This is a genomic window from Variovorax fucosicus, assembly GCF_030316825.1.
In the GTDB taxonomy this organism is placed as follows: Bacteria; Pseudomonadota; Gammaproteobacteria; order Burkholderiales; family Burkholderiaceae_C; genus Variovorax; species Variovorax fucosicus.
This window is the reverse complement of sequence record NZ_JASZYU010000002.1, coordinates 744,908-760,659: the sequence shown is the minus strand read 5'-3', so window position 1 is coordinate 760,659 and position 15,752 is coordinate 744,908. Positions and strand designations below refer to the sequence as shown.

Sequence of the window (15,752 nt, the reverse complement as noted above, 5' to 3'; positions counted from 1 at the left end):
CCTGCAGCGAAATAAAGGAGGAGCCGAAGGCGGGGGACATTCGCGGAAGGGGCCACCCGCCGCCAGCGGCCCACCCCGACCTCCCAGAGTGCACTCCGGCATGAACCACGTGCATTCGATGCCGTTCGGCGCGACCGTGCACGACAGCGGTGTGCGCTTCAGTTTCTGGGCCCCCGAGGCCGAGGGCATCGCGCTGGAACGCGACGACCACCCCGCCGCAACGATGACGCGCGACGCGGAGGGTTGGCATCGGCTCGATGTGCCCGACGCGCATGCCGGCGACCGTTACCGCTTCCGCCTGCCCGATAGCACCCTGGTGCCCGACCCCGCCTCGCGCCGCAACCCCGACGACGTGCACGCGGCCAGCGAGGTGGTCGACCCACGCGGCTACCTGTGGCACGACGATGCCTGGCGCGGCCGCCCCTGGGCTGAAGCCGTCATCTACGAACTGCACATCGGCACCTTCACGCCCGAAGGCACCTTTGCCGCCGCCCGCCGCCGCCTGCCCGACCTGGTCGCGCTCGGCATCACGGTCATCGAGCTGATGCCCGTGGCCGACTTTCCGGGCCAGCGCGGCTGGGGCTACGACGGCGTGCTGCTGTTCGCGCCCACCGCCGCCTACGGCACGCCCGACGAACTCAAGGCCTTCGTCGACGCGGCGCACGAACACGGCCTCATGGTGCTGATGGACGTGGTCTACAACCACTTCGGTCCCGAAGGCAACTACCTGCACGCGGGCAGCCCATCGTTCTTCAATGCGGCCCACCAGACGCCCTGGGGCTCGGCGATCAACTACGACGGCGACGCCTCGCGCACGGTGCGCGACTTCTTCGTGCACAACGCGCTCTACTGGGTCGAAGAGTTCCGCTGCGACGGTCTGCGCATGGACGCGGTGCACGCCATCCGCGACGACTCCAGCCCCGACATCGTGGAAGAGATCTGCGCGGCGCTGCGCGAGGGGCCGGGCCGCGAGCGCCAGATCCATGTGGTGCTGGAGAACGATGCCAACGGTGCGCGCTACCTGGCGCGCAACACCGACGGCACGCCACGGATCGCCACGGCGCAATGGAACGACGACCTGCACCATGCGGCCCACGTGCTCGTGACCGGCGACACCGACGGCTACTACGCCGACTATGCCGACGACCCGGTGAGCCAGTTCGGCCAGGCGCTCGCGCAGGGCTTCGTATTCCAGGGGCAGCCGTCACCGTTCCGGGAGGGCGAAGTGCGCGGCGAACCAAGCGGGCACCTGCCGCTGGGCGCCTTCGTGTCCTTCTTGCAAACGCACGACCAGGTCGGCAACCGCGCCTTCGGCGACCGCATCCATGCGCTGGCCAACCCGGTGTCGCTGCGTGCCGCCTACGCATGCCTGCTGTTGTCGCCGCATGCGCCGATGCTGTTCATGGGCGAGGAGTACGCCGCTACCACGCCCTTTCTCTACTTCTGTGATTTCGGGCCCGAGCTGGCCGCCGCGGTGTCGACCGGTCGCCGCGCCGAGTTCGGCAAGTTCGCCGCGTTTGCCGACGAGGCGGCCCGCGCGCGCATTCCGGATCCGAATGCGGCGTCGACCTTCGAAGCGTCGAAGCTGCGCTGGGACGAACGGCTGCAGAGCCCGCACCGCGAATTCATGGCCCACATCGCCGAGTTGCTGGCGATCCGCCACCGCGCGCTGGTGCCGCACCTCGCCGGCCAGCCCGGCGGCGCGCGCCACTGGCGCGACGGCGCGGCGCTGCGCGTCGAATGGCCACTGGCCAACGGCGCCAGCCTTCAGTTGCTCGCCCACTTCGGAACGCAGCCCTTGACGGGCGTCCGCGCGCTGCGCGGCCATGCCATTCATGCCTTCGGTATCGAGACCGAGGGCGACGACACGCTGCGCCTGGCACCCGGCGCGGTGTGCATCGCGTTGCAGCAAAAAAACACAGAGAGCACCCATGGATGAGGTTCCCGGCGACCACGAGGCATTGCAGCGCCTGTGCGCCCACTTCGGTATCGCCACCGACTACCACGACATCTTCGGCCACCGCCATGTGATCGCGCCGGACAACCTGCGCGCGCTGCTCGACAGCTTCGACGTCGACACCGGCCGGCCGCTGCAGCAGGCCCTGCACGACCTGCAGCACGCCGCCTGGCGGCAAGCGCTGCCGCCGGTGCTGGCGATCGACGCCGACCAGGCGCACTGGTCGCTCACGCTGCGCCTGCCCGCCGCATTGGCCGAGACCGGCTGGACGGTCGTGGAAGAAAGCGGCCAGCAGCACAACGGCGAGGTGTCCCTGCATGCCATTCCCGAGGGCGCGCGCACCGACATCGATGGCGTTCCGCACTGCGAGCGCCGGCTCGAACTGGCGCTGGCATTGCCGATGGGCTACCACCGGCTGCGCATCGACGGCCTGGCCGGGGAGACCCTGCTGCTCTGCGCGCCGCCGCATTGCTACCGTCCCCCGGCGCTGCAGGACGATGGGCGCGTCTGGGGCCCGGCGGTTCAGCTCTATGCGCTGCGTTCCAACCGCAACTGGGGCATCGGCGATTTCAGCGACCTGGCCAGGCTCGCACAGCAGGCCGCGCAACGCGGCGCAGGCATCCTGGGCCTCAATCCGTTGCATGCGCTGTTCCCGCACAACCCGGCCCATGCGAGCCCCTACAGCCCGTCTTCACGGGTACAGCTCAACGTGCTGTACATCGACGTTGAGGCAATCGACGAGTTCCGCGAATGCGAGGCCGCACAGCAGCGCGTGCAGTCGCCCGAATTCCAGAGCCGCCTGGCCGCGCTGCGCGAGGTGGACCTGGTCGACTACCCCAGTGTCGCGGCGGCCAAGTTCGAGATCCTCGAACTGCTCTACGCGCATTTCCGCGCGCAACACATCGCAACCGGCAGCGCGGGCGCGCAGGCTTTCGATGCGTTCCGTGCGGAGCGCGGTGCGTCGCTGCGCCGGCATGCGCTGTTCGAGGCACTGCAGGCGCATTTCCATCAAACCGATGCGGCCGTCTGGGGCTGGCCAGCATGGCCCGAGGGCTACGGCGCGCCGGACGCGCCGGCAGTGGCCCGCTTTGCCGAACAGCACGAGGAGCGCATCAGCTGCTTCGAATACCTGCAATGGCAGGCCGCACGCCAGCTCGACCGCGTGAGCGCGCAATGCAAGGCGGTCGGCATGGCGGTCGGCCTCTACCTCGACCTGGCCGTGTCGGTCGACCGCGCGGGCTCCGATGCCTGGTGCGAGCGTGACGCCTTCGCGCTCGGCGCCAGCGTCGGCGCGCCGCCCGACGAGTTCAACCCGAACGGCCAGGGCTGGGGCCTGCCACCGTTGCGCCCGGACCGACTGCGCGAGACCGGCTACCGTTTCTTCATCGAGACCCTGCGCGGCAGCATGCGCGGCGCGGGTGCCCTGCGCATCGACCACGTGATGGGCCTGATGCGCCTATTCTGGATCCCGCCCGACAAGACCCCGCACGACGGCGCCTACGTGCACTACGCGCTGCACGAGATGCTCGCAATCGTGGCCATCGAAAGCCAGCGCCAGCGCTGCATGGTGATCGGCGAAGACCTGGGCACCGTGGCCGACGAGATGCGCGGTGCGCTGGCGCGCTTCGAGGTGCTGTCGTATCGCCTGCTCTACTTCGAGCGCAACCATGAGGGCGACTTCAAGGCGCCGGCCGAGTACCCGCGCAACGCGCTGGTCGCGATCAGCACGCACGACCTCGCCACGCTCACGGGCTGGTGGGCTGGCCACGACCTGCGCCTGCGCCTGTCGCTCGGCCTGTTCCCGAACCAGGCCCTCTTCGAAAAGCAGTTGTTCGACCGCGCGCAGGAGCGCGTGCGCCTGCTGCTCGCAGTGCAGCGCGCCGGCCTGCTGTCGGCCGACGCGGTGGCCGAAGCCACCGGTGCGCAAACGCTGCCGCCGGCCGTGGTCGCCGCGATCCACGCCTATGTGGCGAGCACGCCGTCGCAGGTGATGATGGTGCAGCTGGAGGATGCGGTCGGCATGCTGGAGCAGGCAAATATGCCGGGCACCACCGAGGCGCAACCGAACTGGCGGCGCAAGCTGCCGCTCGATCTGCAGCAACTCGCAGCCGACGGCCAGACGCTGCAGTTGTGCGAGACGCTAGCGGCAATCCGTCCGCATCCCGCGCCAAGCGCCGATCGGCAGCGTGGCATCGAAACGGTGATTCCACGCGCCACTTACCGCCTCCAGTTCCACAAGAACTTCCGCTTCGACGATGCGATCGCCGTGCTCCCCTATCTGGCGAAGCTGGGCGTGAGCCACATCTACTGCTCGCCGATCCAGCGTGCACGCCCCGGCAGCACGCACGGCTACGACGTGGTCGCGCACGACGAGATCAACCCCGAGCTCGGCGGCCGCGAAGGCTTCGAGCGTTTCAGCGCCGCGCTCAAGGCGCATGGCATGGGCCAGTTGCTGGATCTGGTGCCGAACCACATGGGGGTTCTGGCGGCCGACAACGCATGGTGGCTCGACGTGCTGGAGAACGGGCCGGCCTCGGTCTATGCACAGCACTTCGACATCGACTGGCAGCCGCTCAATGTCGAGCTGCAGGGCAAGGTGCTGCTGCCGGTGCTCGGCGATCACTACGGCGACGTGCTGGCGCGCGGCGAGCTGGTGCTGGCCTTCGATGCCGAGGCCGGCAGCCTGGCGCTGCGCTACCACGAGCACGGCTTTCCGTTGGCGCCCGAGACTTATCCGCGCGTGCTGCAGCGGGCCGAATCGCGCATCAACGACGTCGAGCTGTCGGCCAGCCTGGCCAGCATCGCGTCTTCGTTCGGCCATCTGCCGGAGCGCACCGCGACCGAACCCGAGTCGGTGGCCGAACGTGCGCGCGACAAGGAAGTGCTCAAGGGCCGGCTCGCGCGCCTGGTTGCGCGCCAGCTCGACGTGGCGCAGGCGATCGCCGCCGCGGTGGCCGAGTTCAACGGCCCGACCGAGCGCGACGCGCTGCATGCGCTGCTAGAGGCGCAGGCCTACCGCCTCGCCTACTGGCGCGTGGCCGCCGACGAGATCAACTACCGACGCTTCTTCGACATCAACGAACTGGCCGCGCTGCGAGTCGAGCGCGAGGAAGTGTTCGAGGCCACCCAGGGCATGGCACTCGACCTGGCCGCGGCCGGCGTGGTCGACGGCCTGCGCATCGACCACCCCGACGGCCTCTACGACCCGGCCCGCTACTTCGAGCGGCTGCAGCTCGGCTTTGCGCTGCGCGCGGGGCTGGTGCTGCCCGGCCCCGATGCACAGGGCCGGCCGGCCCGGCCGCTCTACGTCGTTGCCGAGAAGATCGCCGCCTCGCACGAAGAAGTGCCGGTGCAGTGGCACATCCACGGCACCACCGGCTACCGCTTTGCCACGGTGGTCAACGGCGTGCTGCTCGACGCGAGCGCCGACGAGCGCTTCCAGCGCATCTGGCGCAGCTTCAGCGGCGTGGAAGAGGAATTCGAGGAGCTGGCTTACGGCGGCAAGCGCGCCATCATGCGCAATGCGCTGTCGTCCGAGCTCAACGTGCTGTCGACCGAGCTGCTGCGCATCGCGCGCGCCGACCGCCACACGCGCGACTACACGCTCAACACGCTGCGCCGCGCGCTGGCCGAAGTGGCGGCCTGCATGCAGGTCTATCGCAGCTACATCATCGACGTGCCTTCGGTGCAGGATCGCCACTACATCGACGAGGCCGTGGCCCATGCGCGCGAGCGCAGCCTCGATGCCGACGGGTCGGTGTTCGAGTTCCTGCGCCGCACGCTGCTGGCCGAGGCCATTGCCGATGCGCCGGAGGAACTGCGCGCGCGCGTGCGGCGCTTTGCGATCCGCTTCCAGCAGTTCAGCGCGCCGGTGACGGCCAAGGGCGTGGAAGACACGGCCTTCTACCGCTACTTTCCGCTGAGTTCGCTCAACGAAGTGGGTGGCGAGCCAGCGCATTTCGGCATGACGGTGGCGGCCTTCCACGCCGCCAGCGCCGACCGCGCGCTGCGCTGGCCGCACACGATGCTGGCCACGTCGACCCACGACAACAAGCGCTCCGAGGACGTGCGCAACCGCATCAACGTCCTGTCGGAAATGCCGGCCGCATGGCGCCTGGCGCTGCGCCGCTGGCGCGCGATGAATGCCGCGGACGAAGGCACTGCGCTGCCCTCGGCGGCCGACCAGTACCTGCTTTACCAGACGCTGCTCGGCACGCTGCCGGCCGGCGGCCTCGACGCCGGCACGCGCGAGAACTATGCCGAGCGCATCGAGCGCTATGCGCTCAAGGCCGCTCGCGAGTCGAAAGCGCACACCAGCTGGGTGGTTCCCAATCCCGACTACGAAGCGGCGTTGACCCGCTTTGTTCACAGCCTGCTGGCGCGCGTGCGGGACAACCCGTTTCTGGACGACCTGACGGCGCTGAGCAGCACGCTGGCCTGGTTCGGCGCGCTCAACAGCCTGTCGATGACGCTGATCAAGTACACCTCGCCCGGCGTGCCCGATCTGTACCAGGGCAACGAGCTGATGGATCTGAGCCTGGTCGACCCCGACAACCGGCGCCCGGTCGACTACGCGACGCGCTCGCAATGGCTCGACGAGCTGACGCAGATCGCGCAGCAGCCCGACATGGCGGCTGCCGTCGGCAAGCTGGCCACCCGGCCGCACGACGGCCGCGCCAAGCTGTGGCTCACCTGGCGATTGCTGGGTCTGCGCAGCGAGCAGCCGGCACTGTTTCGCGACGGCAGCTACACGGCGTTGCAGGCCAGGGGCGCGAAGGCCCAGCATGTGCTGGCGTTCATGCGGCAGCACGAAGGGCAGACGCTGGTGGTGATCGCGGCGCGGCTTTTCGCGATGCTGGAAAGCGACCCGGTCGCGGCCGCGGCGGCGCGCCGCCTTCCGTTGGGCAATGTGCCGTGGGGCGACACGCTGGTGAAAGTGCCGGGCGTCCCAGACGGTGCGCGCTTCTGGAACGTGCTGACCGGCGAAACACTCGTGCTGACGGGCGGCGTGCTGCGGGTCAGCGCTGTATTGGCGAGCTTTCCTGGCGCGGCTTTGCTGGCGCTTTGACGTCAGTTGCGTTCAGCGACCGGGAACTGGGCCCTTTGCCGAAGGTTGCGGTGGTGGCGGCACAGGCGTCTCGCTGGCGCTTCGTGCTTGACGTTTCGGGGTTCGGGGTAGGCCGACGGCGGCGGGTGGCCCCTTCCGCGAATGTCCCCCGGCCTGCGGCCTCCTCCTTTATTTCGCTGCAGGGGCCACCCACCACCATCGGCCTGGGCACGCTCTGCTTGTTCAGCGCGAACATTCACGCCGCTTCCAGGATCAGGGCGGTGGGGCACGCTGCGCAGCGAAATAAAGGAGGAGGCCGCAGGCCGGGGGACATTCGCGGAGCAGCGTGCCCCGCCGCCCTGAGCCCGCCACAGAACCAAAGCGCTCAAATCAAACGCCGGACTCTGTGAATGCAGGACCGCAAAAGAGCGCTGGACGCCCCCGCTCAGCTCAGTTGCCCGGCTCTTCCTCGGCCGGCCAGTCGCGGATGTAGGCCTTGAGCATCTTGTTCTCGAAGTTCTGGCTGTCGACCACCGCCTTGGCCACGTCGTAGAAGCTGATCACGCCCATCAGCATGCGCTTGTCCATCACCGGCATGTAGCGCGCGTGGCGCTCCAGCATGATGCGGCGGATTTCGTCGAGGTCGGTTTCTAGGGTGCAGGTGACGGGGGCGTCGTCCATGGCCTTGCGCACCTGCGTGCCGCCGACCTGGCCGCCGTTTCCGACGATGGCGACGATCACCTCGCGGAAGGTCAGCATGCCGACCAGATCGCCGTGCTCCATGACGACGAGCGAGCCGATGTCCTTTTCCGCCATGGCCGAAACCGCGGTCGACAGCGACTCGTCGGGCGTGACGGTGAAGAGCGTGTTGCCCTTGACGCGCAGGATGTCGCTGACTTTCATGATGGTGCTCCTCGGGACTCGGCGGCGATGCCGATTTGAATATAGCCCAACTCACTCACAATAGCCGCCGAAACAAGCCCCGCGGCGCCGCTGCAGCCGATGCATCGGTAACCGGGCGTTGCCAAACAAGACCCTGAAAGGCTTTCCATGCCCGGCTACTCCGACCCCGGCTTCGACACGCTCGCGTTGCACGCGGGCGCGGCGCCCGACCCGACCACCGGCGCGCGCGCCGTGCCGATCCACCTGACCACCTCGTTCGTATTCGAGTCGAGCGACCATGCGGCCGCGCTGTTCAACCTGGAGCGGGCCGGCCACGTCTACAGCCGTATCAGCAACCCGACCAACGCGGTGCTCGAACAGCGCGTGGCCGCGCTCGAAGGCGGCATCGGCGCGATCGCCACCGCGAGCGGCCAGGCCGCGCTGCACCTGAGCATCGCGACCCTGATGGGCGCGGGCTCGCACATCGTGGCGAGCACCGCGCTCTATGGCGGCTCGCAGAACCTGCTGCACTACACGATGCGGCGTTTCGGCATCGCAACCACCTTCGTGAAGCCGAACGACCTGGACGGCTGGCGCGCCGCGATCCGGCCGGAGACCAAGCTGCTGTTCGGCGAGACGGTCGGCAACCCAGGCCTCGACGTGCTCGACATTCCGGCCGTCGCCGACATCGCGCACGAAGCCGGCGTGCCGCTGCTGGTCGACTCCACCCTCACCTCGCCCTACCTGATCAAGCCCTTCGACTGGGGCGCCGATCTGGTCTACCACTCGGCCACCAAGTTCCTGAGCGGCCACGGCACGGTGATCGGAGGCGTGGTGGTCGATGGCGGCAGTTTCGACTGGGAGCGTTCGGGCAAGTTCGCCGAACTCACCCAGGCCTACGATGGCTTCCACAACATGGTGTTCAGCGAGGAAAGCACGGTCGGCGCGTTTCTGCTGCGCGCGCGGCGCGAGGGCCTGCGCGACTTCGGCGCCTCGATGAGCCCGCACACGGCCTGGCTGATCCTGCAGGGTATCGAGACCTTGCCACTGCGCATGGAGCGGCACATCGACAACACGCAAAAGGTGGTCGAATTCCTGGCCGCGCACCCCTTCGTCTCGCGCGTCGGCCATCCGCTGATCGAATCGCACCCGAGCCATGCGCTCGCAAAGAAGCTGCTGCGGCACGGTGCCAAGGGTGCGGGCGCGGTGTTCAGCTTCGACCTGAAGGGCAGCCGCGAGCAGGGCAAGAAGTTCATCGAGGCGCTGAAGCTGTTCAGCCACCTCGCCAACGTGGGCGACTGCCGCAGCCTGGTGATCCACCCGGCCAGCACCACGCACTTCCGCATGACCGACGAGGCGCTGGCCGGAGCCGGCATCTCGCAGGGCACGATCCGGCTGTCGATCGGCCTGGAAGACCCGGCCGACCTGATCGACGACCTGAAGCGCGCCCTCAAGGCCGCAGAAAAGGCGGGCGCGTGATGGAACTCGTCGTCAATGGCCATCGCACCTGGTGCTACACCGGCGGCAAGACATTCGATGCGGCAAAGCCCACGGTGGTGTTCGTCCATGGCGTGCTGCACGACCACAGTGTCTGGATCCTGCAAAGCCGCTGGTTCGCCAACCACGGCTGGAACGTGCTCGCGGTCGACCTTCCGGGCCATTGCAAGAGCGAAGGCCCGCCACCGGCGAGCGTGGAGCAGGCAGCGGATTTCGTGATCGCGCTGCTGGACGCGGCAGGTATCGAAAAGGCCGCGTTGGTCGGCCACAGCTTCGGCTCGCTGATCGCGCTGGAAGCCACGGCCCGCGCGCCGCAGCGCGTCACGCACCTCGCGTTGGTCGGCACCGCCTACCCGATGGTGGTTTCGCCCGCACTGCTCGACGGCGCGCTGAACGACCCGCAGCGCACGATCACCCTGGTCAACAACCTGTCGCATTCGCTGCTGGCGCCGCCCCCGTCGTCGCTCGGCCCGGGCACCTGGCTCTACGGTAGCTCGCGCGCGCTGATGCGCCGCGTGCTCGCGAGCAACCGGGAGGCCAACGTGTTCCACATCGGCTTCAAGGCCTGCAACGACTACGCGAACGGCGAAGCCGCCATCGCGGCCGTGCAATGCCCGGTGCTGTTCCTGCTCGGTGCGGCCGACCAGATGACGCCACCGCGGGCGACCAGAACGCTCACCGGCAAGGCGCCCGGCGCGAAAGTGGTCACGGTCAACGCCGGGCATGCGCTGCTGTCGGAGGCGCCCGACGAAACGCTGTTTGCGCTGAAGGATTTCCTCGGCGCCTAGCTGCCAAGCCGGTTGATGTCGACGCTTTCGATCAGCGGCGTCGGCGCGCCGCGCCGGGCCACCGCCAGCATCGCGCGGCCGACCTTCTCGGTGGTGGTCATCCAGGTCGGCGCAGTGCGGGCCAGCAGCCCCAGCAACGGCGCGGCCACGACATAGATGCCCTGGTAGAGCGCGGTCTTGGAGCGCACGCCGTGCAGCGGCTGGATGCCGCCGGGCCGGAACATGTAGGCGGCCTTGAACGGCAGCCCCAGCAGCGCGTTTTCGGTTTCGCCCTTCACGCGGGCCCACATGCGCGTGCCGCGCCCGGTGCTGTCGGTACCGGCCCCGCTCACGTAGACAAAAGTCATCTGCGGGTTGAGGCGCGCCAGCACGGTGGCCGCGGCCAGCGTCAGGTCGTAGGTGACATGGCGGTAGTCCGCTTCGCTCATGCCGACCGACGACACGCCGAGACAGAAGAAGCAGGCGTCGAAGCCGGCGAGTTGCGGCTCGACCGCCGCGTAGTCGTGGAAGTCCTTCACGATCAGCTCGCCGAGCTTCGGATCCGACACGGCGATCGGACTGCGGCCGACCGCGACCACACGCTGCACATCGGCCGCGACCAGACATTCGCGCAGCACGCCCTGCCCGACCATGCCGCTGGCGCCGAACAGAAGAACCTTCATGGCCGCACCTCGAAGCGCTCCGGCGCAGCGCGCAGCGCCGACAGCAGCGCGTTCACTTCCGCGGCGGACGGCTGGGCGGGCTGCAGCGCCGAGAGCATGCGCGACAAGGTCTCGGCATGCGGCAGCAACGGCCCGATGAAACGGGTGCCGTCGCCGCCTGCGACCAGGATCGTCGGAAAAGTCTCGACGTCGAAATCGTCGGCCAGCTCGGCGTGGTCTTCGATGTCGACCCAGGCGAAGCGCAGCGCCGGGTGCGCCTGTGCCACCTGCTCGAACAAGGGCCGGTACTCGCGGCAGGCGCCGCACCATTCGGCACAGAGGCAAACCACCCAGAGGGCGTCGTCGGCGGGGGATTGAAGCAGGGCGTTCAAGGAGATTGGATTATCGGCGGCGCCGCGCTACAGCGCATCGCGCAGCCGCAGGCGAGCCAGCGGCGCCTTGGCCCAGACCGGTGCGAGCGCCTCGGTGGGCGGCATCAGCAACTCTGCGAGCAGCGGGTGCAGCGGTGTGTTGTCGGGGTCGGCCAGCAGCACATAGCGCGGGTCTTCGTTGTCCGGCTCTTCGGCCAGCGGCGCGATCCAGTCGAGCGCCACCAGCGTTTCGAGCACCGGCAGCACTTGCAGTCTGTCGACCCGCATGCGCTGCACCAGTTCGCCCACGCCCAGCCCCTTGGTCGGCGTGGCTTGCGCACGGTGCAGGTGCTGCAGCGCCTCGACCGCGAGCTGGAACGGCCAGCCGGCGGCGCCGCCGCGGCGCGCCACGCCGGTCATCAGGCTCGGCAGGTAGGCCGCGATCACGGCGCCGAGCAACACGATGACCCAGGCGACGTAGATCCACACCAGCAGAATCGGCACCGTGGCAAACGCACCGTACAGCACCGAATAGGTCGGCACCTGGCTGATGTAGTAACCCAGCACGCGCTTGGCGATTTCGATCGCGGCCGCCACGAAGAAGCCGCCAGCCCAGGCATGGGCCCATTTGACCGAGGTGTTGGGCACATAGTGATAGAGCGAAGCCATGCCGGCCGCCAGCAACGCGAACTCGAAGGTGTCGAACAGCAGCTTGAGCAGCCTGAGGGCGGCGCCGGCACCGCCCACCACGTCGCGCGAGGCCGAAAACACATACGAGGTGGTGCTGAGGCTCACCGCCAGAATCAGCGGCCCGAGCGTGATCGCGGCCCAGTAGATCAGCACCCGCTGTGCAAAGGGCCGCGGCGTACGCACGCGCCAGATGTTGTTGAGTGTCTTGTCGATGGTGAGGATCAGCGCGATCGCGGTCACCAGCAGCACCAGGAGGCCGGCAATGCCCAGGCCGCCGGCCTTGCTCGAGAACTGGTTCAGGTAGCCGAGTACCTGGCGCGCGATGTTCTCCGGAATCAGGCTTTCGACCAACCAGCGCTGCACCCGGCCCTGCATCTTCGAGAACATCGGAAACACCGTGAACAGCGCCAGCGCCACGGTGAAAAAAGGCACCAGCGCAATGGTGGTGGTGAAAGTGAGGCTGCTGGCCGTGAGGCCGAGCCGATCCTCCCGGAAACGCTCGCCGAGCACGGCCGCGGTGTTGCGCCACGGAAAGTGCGAAAGATCCCCCATCCACTGCTGAAAATTCATGGCCGGTATGATAGGTGGACGCTCTCCCCCAAGCTGCGCGCACTTCGTGTCGCTTCGCCAACCGAAGCCGGTTCCGCGGTGTTTCTGGCATTGAATACCCCGCCGTCGAGCGCCTGACATGACAACCACATTGCCGCCGCTTTCGTCTTCCGTTGCGCTGACCCGCCGGCTCGCCGTCGGCAGCCTGGTCGGCCTGATCGTGCTCGGGCTGGCCTGGGAAATGTGGCTGGCGCCGCTGCGCCCGGGCGGCTCGGTTTTGGCGCTCAAGGTACTGCCGCTCGTGGTGCCGCTGGCTGGCCTGCTCAAGAACCGCATGTACACCTACCGCTGGGTCAGCCTGATGGTCTGGCTCTATTTCACCGAGGGCGTGGTGCGCGCCTGGAGCGACGTGCTGCCCCTGAGCCGTGGCCTGGCTCTGCTCGAAGTACTGCTGTGCCTCGTGCTCTTCGCCGCCTGCGCCTGGCACGTGCGGCTGCGCCTGCGCAACGCCGCCGAAGCCCAACGCCTGACCGAGGCCCCTGCCCCATGACCGACCTGATCGACCAGTTGCGCGCCGTTGTCGGCGCATCGAACGTCCTCACCGAGGGCGACCTCACCGCTTTCGAGCAGGACTGGCGCAAGCGCGAGCGCGGCAAGGCGCTGGCCGTGGTGCGTCCGGGCAACGCGCAGCAGGTGGCCGACGTGGTCAAGGCCTGCGCGGCGGCCGGCACGTCGCTGGTGCCGCAGGGCGGCAATACCGGCCTGGCGGTCGGCTCGACGCCCGATGGCAGCGGCACCCAGGTGCTGCTGAGCCTGCAGCGCATGAACGCGATCCGCCAGATCGACGCGGCCAATCTCACGGTGACGGTGGAAGCCGGCTGCATTCTGCAGACCCTGCAGGAAACGGCCGAGAAGGCCGGCTTCCTGTTTCCCCTGAGCCTGGCGGCCGAAGGCAGTTGCACCATCGGCGGCAACCTGGCGACCAACGCCGGTGGCACCCAGGTGGTGCGCTACGGCAATGCGCGCGACCTGTGCCTGGGCCTGGAAGTCGTCACGCCGCAGGGCGAGATCTGGGAAGGCACCAGCGGCCTGCGCAAGGACAACACCGGCTACGACCTGCGCGACCTGATGATCGGAAGCGAAGGCACGCTGGGCATCATCACGGCCGCGACGATGAAGCTGTACCCGATGCCCGCCGCCCAGCTCACCGCCTGGGCCGCGGTGCCATCGCTCGACCATGCGGTCACGCTGCTGGGCCTGGCGCACCAGCGGCTCGGCGCCGGGCTGACCGGTTTCGAGGTGATGGGCCAGTTCGCGCTGAGCCTGGTGGCCAAGCACATGCCGCAGCTGCGCGTGCCCTTCATCGGCGACGACGCCACACCGTATTGCGTGCTGCTCGAGAACTCCGACAGCGAATCCGAAGACCATGCGCGCGCGCGCTTCGAGGCACTGCTCGAAACCGCGTTCGAAGACGGCTGCGTCAGCGACGCCGTGGTGGCCGAGAACCTCACGCAGGCGCACCAGCTCTGGCACATCCGCGAGAGCATTCCGCTCGCGCAGGCCGAAGAGGGCTTGAACATCAAGCACGACATCTCGATCGCCGTGTCGCGCATTCCCGAGTTCGTCGCCAGCACCGACGCGCTGCTGCAGCGCGAGATTCCTGGCGTGCGGCTGGTCAACTTCGGCCACCTTGGCGACGGCAACCTGCACTACAACGTGCAGGCGCCGGCCGAGGGCGATTCGAAGGCGTTTCTGCGCGACGAGGAAGAACGCGTCAACGTGCTCGTGTACGACGCGGTCGCCCGCTTCGGCGGCTCGTTCTCGGCCGAGCACGGCATCGGCGCGCTCAAGGTCGACAAGCTCGAAAAGCACAAGTCCCCGGTCGCGCTCGGCATGATGCGCGCCATCAAGCGCGGGCTCGACCCGCAGAACATCCTGAACCCGGGGCGCGTGCTCCGGTCGGAGGCCTCTTCCACATGACCCGCCCCATCCGCTCCCAGTACGAAGACTTCATGCGCCACGTCGACACGCATGGCGTGCACAAGGGCGACCGCACCGGCACCGGCACCAAGAGCGTGTTCGGCTACCAGATGCGCTTCGACCTGAACGAAGGCTTTCCGCTGGTGACCACGAAGAAGGTGCACCTCAAGTCCATCATCCAGGAGCTGCTCTGGTTCCTGACCGGCTCCAGCAACAACAACTGGCTCAAGGAACGCGGCGTGACTATCTGGGACGAATGGGCGCGCGAAGATGGCGACCTGGGCCCGGTCTACGGCGTGCAGTGGCGCAGCTGGCCGACACCCGACGGCGGCCACATCGACCAGATCGCCGACGTGATCAAGACCCTGAAGAGCAACCCCGATTCGCGCCGCATCATCGTGAGCGCCTGGAACGTGGCCGAGCTGTCGAAGATGGCGCTTATGCCCTGCCACGCCTTCTTCCAGTTCTACGTGGCGCCACCGCAGGCCGCCGGCGAGCGCGGCAAGCTGAGCTGCCAGCTCTACCAGCGCAGCGCCGACATCTTCCTCGGCGTGCCGTTCAACATCGCGAGCTACGCGCTGCTGACGCACATGGTGGCGCAGCAGTGCGACCTCGACGTGGGCGACTTCATCTGGACGGGCGGCGACTGCCATATCTACAGCAACCATGCCGAGCAGGTGGCGCTGCAGCTGAGCCGCGCGCCCTACCCGTATCCCACGCTCCACATCAAGCGCAAGCCGGCCTCGATCTTCGAGTATGAGTACGAAGACTTCGAGGTGCTCGACTACAAGCACCACGAGGCCATCAAGGCACCCGTGGCGGTGTGAGCGGAGTCTTCGGCCTCATGACGACACCGCGCATCAACCTCATCTTCGCCCGCGCCGCCAACGGCGTGATCGGCATCAACGGCACGCTGCCCTGGCACCTGCCCGAGGACATGGCGCACTTCAAGCGCATGACCATAGGCTGCCCGGTGATCATGGGCCGCAAGAGCTGGGATTCGCTTCCGCCAAAATTCCGGCCGCTGCCGGGTCGCACCAACATCGTGGTCACACGCCAACCCGGCTGGGACGAAGCCGGTGCCCGGCGCGCATCCAGCCTGGCTGAAGCGATCTCGCTCTGCGACGATGCCGCCGAAGTGTGGGTGATCGGCGGTGCGCAGATCTATGCCGAGGCGGCGCCGCTGGCGCAGCGCGCCCTGGTCACCGAGATCGACCGCGACTTCGAGGGCGATGCCCATGCGCCCGCGCTCGACAGCGCATGGCACGAAACCGCGCGCACATCCCATGTGTCGAGCAACGGGCTGCGGTTCAGTTTCGTGGCGCTGGAGAGGCACAACGCGCCTTGATG

At 68.2% G+C, this 15,752-nt stretch carries 12 protein-coding genes; 8 read left to right on the top strand and 4 right to left on the bottom strand.

Annotated elements, in window-relative coordinates:
• Positions 1-100: 100 nt before the first annotated feature.
• Positions 101-1,939, top strand: a complete 1,839-nt coding sequence (gene treZ / locus QTI05_RS15705) for a malto-oligosyltrehalose trehalohydrolase (protein WP_286622155.1) — start codon at positions 101-103, stop codon at positions 1,937-1,939.
• The gene (locus tag QTI05_RS15700; RefSeq protein WP_286622154.1) at positions 1,932-7,025 is read left to right on the top strand and encodes a malto-oligosyltrehalose synthase; all 5,094 of its coding nucleotides are present in this window, start codon (positions 1,932-1,934) and stop codon (positions 7,023-7,025) included. The genes treZ and QTI05_RS15700 overlap by 8 nt, the downstream gene beginning before the upstream one ends.
• Before the next feature lie 429 nt (positions 7,026-7,454).
• Here QTI05_RS15700 and QTI05_RS15695 read toward each other — a convergent pair whose 3' ends face one another.
• Complete coding sequence (locus tag QTI05_RS15695) at positions 7,455-7,907, bottom strand: CBS domain-containing protein (RefSeq protein WP_286545844.1); 453 nt, start codon at positions 7,905-7,907, stop codon at positions 7,455-7,457.
• Positions 7,908-8,054: 147 nt separating this feature from the next.
• On the opposite strand from QTI05_RS15695, the gene QTI05_RS15690 reads away from it, so the two are divergent.
• Together QTI05_RS15690 and QTI05_RS15685 are read left to right on the top strand one after the other, a co-directional pair.
• On the top strand, positions 8,055-9,365 hold the full coding sequence (locus QTI05_RS15690) for an O-acetylhomoserine aminocarboxypropyltransferase (RefSeq protein WP_286545843.1): 1,311 nt from the start codon (positions 8,055-8,057) through the stop codon (positions 9,363-9,365).
• Positions 9,365-10,171 carry an alpha/beta fold hydrolase gene (locus QTI05_RS15685; protein ID WP_286622153.1) on the top strand — a complete coding sequence of 269 codons (807 nt, stop codon included), beginning with the start codon at positions 9,365-9,367 and terminating at the stop codon, positions 10,169-10,171. Before QTI05_RS15690 ends, QTI05_RS15685 begins: the two co-directional genes overlap by 1 nt.
• Here the strand turns inward: QTI05_RS15685 and QTI05_RS15680 are convergent.
• Genes QTI05_RS15680 through QTI05_RS15670 form a run of 3 tightly spaced genes read right to left on the bottom strand, consistent with a single transcriptional unit; the run spans position 10,168 to position 12,455 of the window.
• Positions 10,168-10,833 carry an NAD(P)H-binding protein gene (locus QTI05_RS15680; RefSeq protein WP_286545841.1) on the bottom strand — a complete coding sequence of 222 codons (666 nt, stop codon included), beginning with the start codon at positions 10,831-10,833 and terminating at the stop codon, positions 10,168-10,170. The genes QTI05_RS15685 and QTI05_RS15680 overlap by 4 nt on opposite strands.
• Positions 10,830-11,204: a thioredoxin family protein gene (locus QTI05_RS15675; RefSeq protein ID WP_286622152.1), complete on the bottom strand. Its 375-nt coding sequence runs from the start codon at positions 11,202-11,204 to the stop codon at positions 10,830-10,832. Before QTI05_RS15675 ends, QTI05_RS15680 begins: the two co-directional genes overlap by 4 nt.
• A 27-nt stretch (positions 11,205-11,231) precedes the next feature.
• Positions 11,232-12,455 carry a YihY family inner membrane protein gene (locus QTI05_RS15670; protein WP_286622405.1) on the bottom strand — a complete coding sequence of 408 codons (1,224 nt, stop codon included), beginning with the start codon at positions 12,453-12,455 and terminating at the stop codon, positions 11,232-11,234.
• 106 nt (positions 12,456-12,561) lie between these two features.
• Here QTI05_RS15670 and QTI05_RS15665 point away from each other — a divergent pair, with 106 nt between their 5' ends.
• Genes QTI05_RS15665 through QTI05_RS15650 form a run of 4 tightly spaced genes read left to right on the top strand, consistent with a single transcriptional unit; the run spans position 12,562 to position 15,750 of the window.
• Positions 12,562-12,972: a DUF2069 domain-containing protein gene (locus tag QTI05_RS15665; protein WP_286622151.1), complete on the top strand. Its 411-nt coding sequence runs from the start codon at positions 12,562-12,564 to the stop codon at positions 12,970-12,972.
• Complete coding sequence (locus tag QTI05_RS15660; RefSeq protein ID WP_286545837.1) at positions 12,969-14,402, top strand: FAD-binding oxidoreductase; 1,434 nt, start codon at positions 12,969-12,971, stop codon at positions 14,400-14,402. The genes QTI05_RS15665 and QTI05_RS15660 overlap by 4 nt, the downstream gene beginning before the upstream one ends.
• On the top strand, positions 14,399-15,229 hold the full coding sequence (locus tag QTI05_RS15655) for a thymidylate synthase (RefSeq protein ID WP_286622150.1): 831 nt from the start codon (positions 14,399-14,401) through the stop codon (positions 15,227-15,229). Before QTI05_RS15660 ends, QTI05_RS15655 begins: the two co-directional genes overlap by 4 nt.
• A gap of 17 nt (positions 15,230-15,246) precedes the next feature.
• The gene (locus QTI05_RS15650; protein WP_286622148.1) at positions 15,247-15,750 is read left to right on the top strand and encodes a dihydrofolate reductase; all 504 of its coding nucleotides are present in this window, start codon (positions 15,247-15,249) and stop codon (positions 15,748-15,750) included.
• Positions 15,751-15,752 lie beyond the last annotated feature (2 nt).

Bases quoted from the DNA above. Each gene is read 5' to 3' on its own strand.
- QTI05_RS15650 (WP_286622148.1), top strand. From the start codon at position 15,247: ATGACGACACCGCGCATCAACCTCATCTTCGCCCGCGCCGCCAACGGC.
- treZ (WP_286622155.1), top strand. From the start codon at position 101: ATGAACCACGTGCATTCGATGCCGTTCGGCGCGACCGTGCACGACAGC.
- QTI05_RS15680 (WP_286545841.1), bottom strand. From the start codon at position 10,833: ATGAAGGTTCTTCTGTTCGGCGCCAGCGGCATGGTCGGGCAGGGCGTG.
- QTI05_RS15685 (WP_286622153.1), top strand. From the start codon at position 9,365: ATGGAACTCGTCGTCAATGGCCATCGCACCTGGTGCTACACCGGCGGC.
- QTI05_RS15700 (WP_286622154.1), top strand. From the start codon at position 1,932: ATGGATGAGGTTCCCGGCGACCACGAGGCATTGCAGCGCCTGTGCGCC.
- QTI05_RS15690 (WP_286545843.1), top strand. From the start codon at position 8,055: ATGCCCGGCTACTCCGACCCCGGCTTCGACACGCTCGCGTTGCACGCG.
- QTI05_RS15655 (WP_286622150.1), top strand. From the start codon at position 14,399: ATGACCCGCCCCATCCGCTCCCAGTACGAAGACTTCATGCGCCACGTC.
- QTI05_RS15665 (WP_286622151.1), top strand. From the start codon at position 12,562: ATGACAACCACATTGCCGCCGCTTTCGTCTTCCGTTGCGCTGACCCGC.
- QTI05_RS15695 (WP_286545844.1), bottom strand. From the start codon at position 7,907: ATGAAAGTCAGCGACATCCTGCGCGTCAAGGGCAACACGCTCTTCACC.
- QTI05_RS15660 (WP_286545837.1), top strand. From the start codon at position 12,969: ATGACCGACCTGATCGACCAGTTGCGCGCCGTTGTCGGCGCATCGAAC.